Origin of the sequence: Candidatus Liberibacter sp. (genome assembly GCF_014048425.1) — a bacterium.
GTDB lineage: Bacteria > Pseudomonadota > Alphaproteobacteria > Rhizobiales > Rhizobiaceae > Liberibacter.
Genome location: NZ_JACETX010000063.1, coordinates 1 through 4,110, shown reverse-complemented (window position 1 = coordinate 4,110; position 4,110 = coordinate 1). Strand labels below are relative to the sequence as shown.

Sequence of the window (4,110 nt, the reverse complement as noted above, 5' to 3'; positions counted from 1 at the left end):
CCCCTTTATTATGGCTTTAACTATGGCTTTATAACGATCTCAGCCGTCTTGCTGTCTATTACGCAATCCATCAAAGCTATAGCATATGCTTCATTATCGTCTTCTGGATAAAATACCAATCCTTTGTCGGCGAGTTTGACCATTTTCTGATAAGCATTCCCTTTCTATGATATGTTTCTTGATTGTTTGCACTGGCATACCGATGGCTATTAGAGGGTCTTTCCTCTCCCTCTGATAACAGTCTTCTCCACGCTCTTAAAGAATATTGCACCAGTGAATAAGGAAACCCTAAACGCTTACGTCATGCGCATGGTTAAAAAGGATACGAAGATTTGGCATAGCTATTTTGAGCAAGAATGACCTCCCATGATCTCAACGCTTTAGTCATGGAGAGGATTAGTCATGGCGAGGATATATAGGATTCGAACTGACTGCGATCGGAAGAACGAGTTAAAAGACGTTCTTTAAGACGAGATAAATATCAAGCCTTTAAGCTTCCAGTCTCCCTGAGGGTTTTGCCCATTTTTTCCAATAACTTAACTTTTTCTATACAATCTAATACATCCACCAAACACTCAACACAAGCTATCCAAAACTATCCTTGTCTTATTTTTTGTTTTGGTTCGAAAAGATGTGCAGAATAGCGCTCTTAAAATACAAAATACAAAATGCAAAATGCAAAATGCAAAAAAACGCCTCTGCGATTTGTGAATCTTAACCATCAAATCAATTAATAATTGTATTTATTTTAAATAATTAATCTAGATATTGCGTTCTATAGAACATATCTCATAGAATATTTCTTATATTTTGCAACTAGAAGGTAAGAAAATCCCTATGAAAACGACAAAAACAATATCATATTTTGTTCTTTTATCGATTGCTGTAGCCGCAATTGGAGGTTGTGACTCTAAGGACATAGCAAAATACAAAAAAAAATATCCTGATCTAAGTGACGATGACATTATAACATACAAAACAATGCAACAACAGAATCCTCATATCCGTAGAAACGAGTTGCTGAAACATTGGGAATCAAATAAAAAACATCAGGATCAGGAAAATACAAATGAAGAGGATAATCCTCTGCAAGAAATGGTTAAGACCTCACCTACTAGAGGTGAAGAAAGAGATAGCTGGCGCCATCGATTTTTAAAAGATGACGAAGATGATGATCTTCCAGAAGAAATGGGTAATACATCATCTATGGGAAAAGAAGAAACGACAGTGACCAAAAAGAGAGTTAGTTTCTCTCTCAGTAAAGAAGCAGAAGCAAAAGCAAAAGAAAAAATAAGAGAAGAAATAAAAGCAGAAGCAGCAGCAGCGGCAGAAGAAGAAGAAGAAGAAGAAGAAGTAGAAACAGAAGAAGAAGAGTGTTCATCAAATTTTGATAACGATTTCAATAATGCAAATGAAGGGCTAGCCCTCAAACAACAAAAAGACACAGGCGATTGAAGATCCGCATGATTAAAGAAGCGGGAGCATTATCAACAGACTGAACACTATCGTAGAAACCCTCGTCCTTTAGGGCGAGGTTTTACGGTATACGCTAATAACTTAAAAAATATATTGACACGTAATTTATTATGTCCTAGTACCGCACACATCTAAAAAGGCAAATACAATCACAAAGAAGATAAATACAAGACTTTAAAGTCTATTCTTTCTCTCATGCCTACAACATTTTCCTCTTGTTCACTTGCTAACATAGCAAAGATCCTCAATGCGTGCCTCAATCTCTCATTCTTTGGATGTTCTTGCGTAATAGACATGAAATCCGAGCTTGATTCTGTATCTTGCCCTATCTTCTTTGGCTTTTTCTTTATTATAAACTTTCCTCTCATCAGCCATAAAATCGAACATCTTTCAAATCTGCGGAAAAATCCCGCAATCTCTTATCTATAATGAGTTGATCTTGAATATTTGGATACAGGCACAAAAACATCCCTCATGTTATCCTGAAACCAATTTTTCCCTCAATCTAGCGTGATCACAATCCGCTTCTGCTATAAAAAGCAATCATTATACCGATCAATGGAATTTTATATGTTCTGATACAACGAAACAAAAACATTATTTATTGCGTTCTATTCTATATATTTATAAAAAAGACGATTTCAAATGGTTCACAATGTTTAGATGTCAAACAAATTTTTAAAATATTTTTTTGTGCAAACTAGAATTACTTGCTAATCTTCTTTTAGCTGAGTGTATTTAAATGAAATAAAATGGAAAGTCATAAACAAAAATTATGGTGATGAATAAAGAAGATTCCAGCATCTTGATGCCCATGCGTTGGATTGGACCTCTAAAAATAACTGGCAACGTCATCCAAGAAACAATCAGCGTCCCCCTTGCAACGTATGAAATCCCTCTTTGGCATTCTGTAAAACGTGGCGCACGCATATCCATGCTTTGTAAAGATGGAATACGCGCAACCCTCATTGATGAGCGAATGTCTCGTTCGATTTTTTTGGAAGCAGAATATGCAGAAGCCGCTCTGAAAGCTCTACAGGAGATATCGCGCAGACAGGAAGAAATCCTAAAAATTGTCGAAACAACTAGCCAATTTGCACGTTTTATCAATATGCACTCTCAAATAGCCGGAAATCTTCTTTTTCTGCGCCTAGAATTTTTAACAGGTGATGCCGCCGGACATAATATGGTAACAAAAGCGGCAGATGCAATTATGAATTGGATACTTTTGCATTGGCCACATTTGCGTTATGGATCCATTTCCGGAAATCTTTGTTCAGACAAGAAAGCAACAGCCGTCAATGGAATCATGGGACGAGGAAAAAACTTTGTAACAGAGATTATCCTTACTCATGAAATATGTAAAAAACATCTACGCACATTGCCAGAAAAAATAGTCAATCTCAATACGAAGAAAAATCTCATTGGCTCTCTTTTGGCAGGTGGAATACGTTCAGCTAATGCCCATTTCGCCAATATGTTGCTCGCTTACTATCTAGCAACGGGACAAGATGCTGCTAATCTTGTTGAGGGATCGCAAGGCTTGACATATGCAGAATTGCGCGGTGACAGCCTTTACTTTTCTTGTACGATTCCCAATTTAATTGTGGGAAGTATTGGTAATGGCAAAAATATTCCTACTATCAAAGAAAATATAGCTAAATTAGGATGCAGCGAAAAACGCAAGGTCGGAGATAATTCGCGTCGCCTTGCCGCTATATGTGCGGCGACAGTGTTATGCGGAGAGCTATCCCTGCTCGCTTCTCAGACTAATCCCGGCGAACTCATAAAAGCACATTTACAGCTAGAGAGAGCACAATAGATATGGCAGAGGATAGAAAAATTGATCACATACGCATCCTATGCCAAGATCCTAAAATAGATCGCGGCGGACATTTTTTTGACGATTGGCATCCCATACATAGAGCTCTTCCTGAAATAGCACTCAGTGACGTCGATCCCTCTGTTGAATTCCTAGGTAAAAAAATATCTTTTCCCCTGCTTATTTCTTCTATGACAGGGGGAAATCATGATATATTACACAAGATTAATCGTAATCTAGCAATAGCAGCAGAAGCAACCGAAGTAGCAATGGCGGTAGGCTCTCAAAGGGTTATGTTTTCTCATCCCGAATCTATTAAAAGCTTTCAGTTGCGCCAATATGCTCCCACTACAGTCCTGCTGTCCAACTTGGGTGCCGTTCAATTTAATTATGGTTTTGGCACAAAAGAAGCACGTGATGCCATTAATATTCTGGAAGCGGACGGTTTGTTTTTACACCTTAATCCATTACAAGAAGTGATCCAACCAGGAGGAAACACCAATTTTTCTAACCTTAGCGCAGCAATTGCTGCGGTCAATTCAGAGATTGATGTTCCAATACTTCTCAAAGAAGTTGGCTGCGGTATGTCCTCTGCTGATATAGAATTGGGATTAAAAGCAGGGATTCAGTATTTTGATCTTGCGGGACGAGGAGGAACATCCTGGAGTCGTGTAGAAAATCACCGTAATTCGCAAGATGATTGTGGAATCTTTTTTCAAGATTGGGGAATTCCGACTCCTCTTGCTTTAGAAATAGCACGTCCTTACTGTAAACATGCAATATTTATTGCCAGTGGGGGTATTCGAAATGGA

At 38.1% G+C, this 4,110-nt stretch carries 3 protein-coding genes; all 3 read left to right on the top strand.

What is annotated here, in order from left to right:
• Positions 1-837: 837 nt before the first annotated feature.
• Positions 838-1,455, top strand: coding sequence for a hypothetical protein (locus H0G72_RS05575; RefSeq protein WP_182017786.1), 618 nt, complete (start codon positions 838-840; stop codon positions 1,453-1,455).
• A 796-nt stretch (positions 1,456-2,251) separates the two neighbouring features.
• Positions 2,252-3,298: a hydroxymethylglutaryl-CoA reductase gene (locus H0G72_RS05570; protein WP_182017785.1), complete on the top strand. Its 1,047-nt coding sequence runs from the start codon at positions 2,252-2,254 to the stop codon at positions 3,296-3,298.
• A gap of 2 nt (positions 3,299-3,300) precedes the next feature.
• A partial coding sequence (gene fni / locus H0G72_RS05565; protein WP_182017784.1) for a type 2 isopentenyl-diphosphate Delta-isomerase occupies positions 3,301-4,110 on the top strand: 810 nt, incomplete at its 3' end.

Coding starts and splice junctions, on each gene's coding strand:
- H0G72_RS05575 (WP_182017786.1), top strand. CDS start 838: ATGAAAACGACAAAAACAATATCATATTTTGTTCTTTTATCGATTGCT.
- H0G72_RS05570 (WP_182017785.1), top strand. CDS start 2,252: ATGGTGATGAATAAAGAAGATTCCAGCATCTTGATGCCCATGCGTTGG.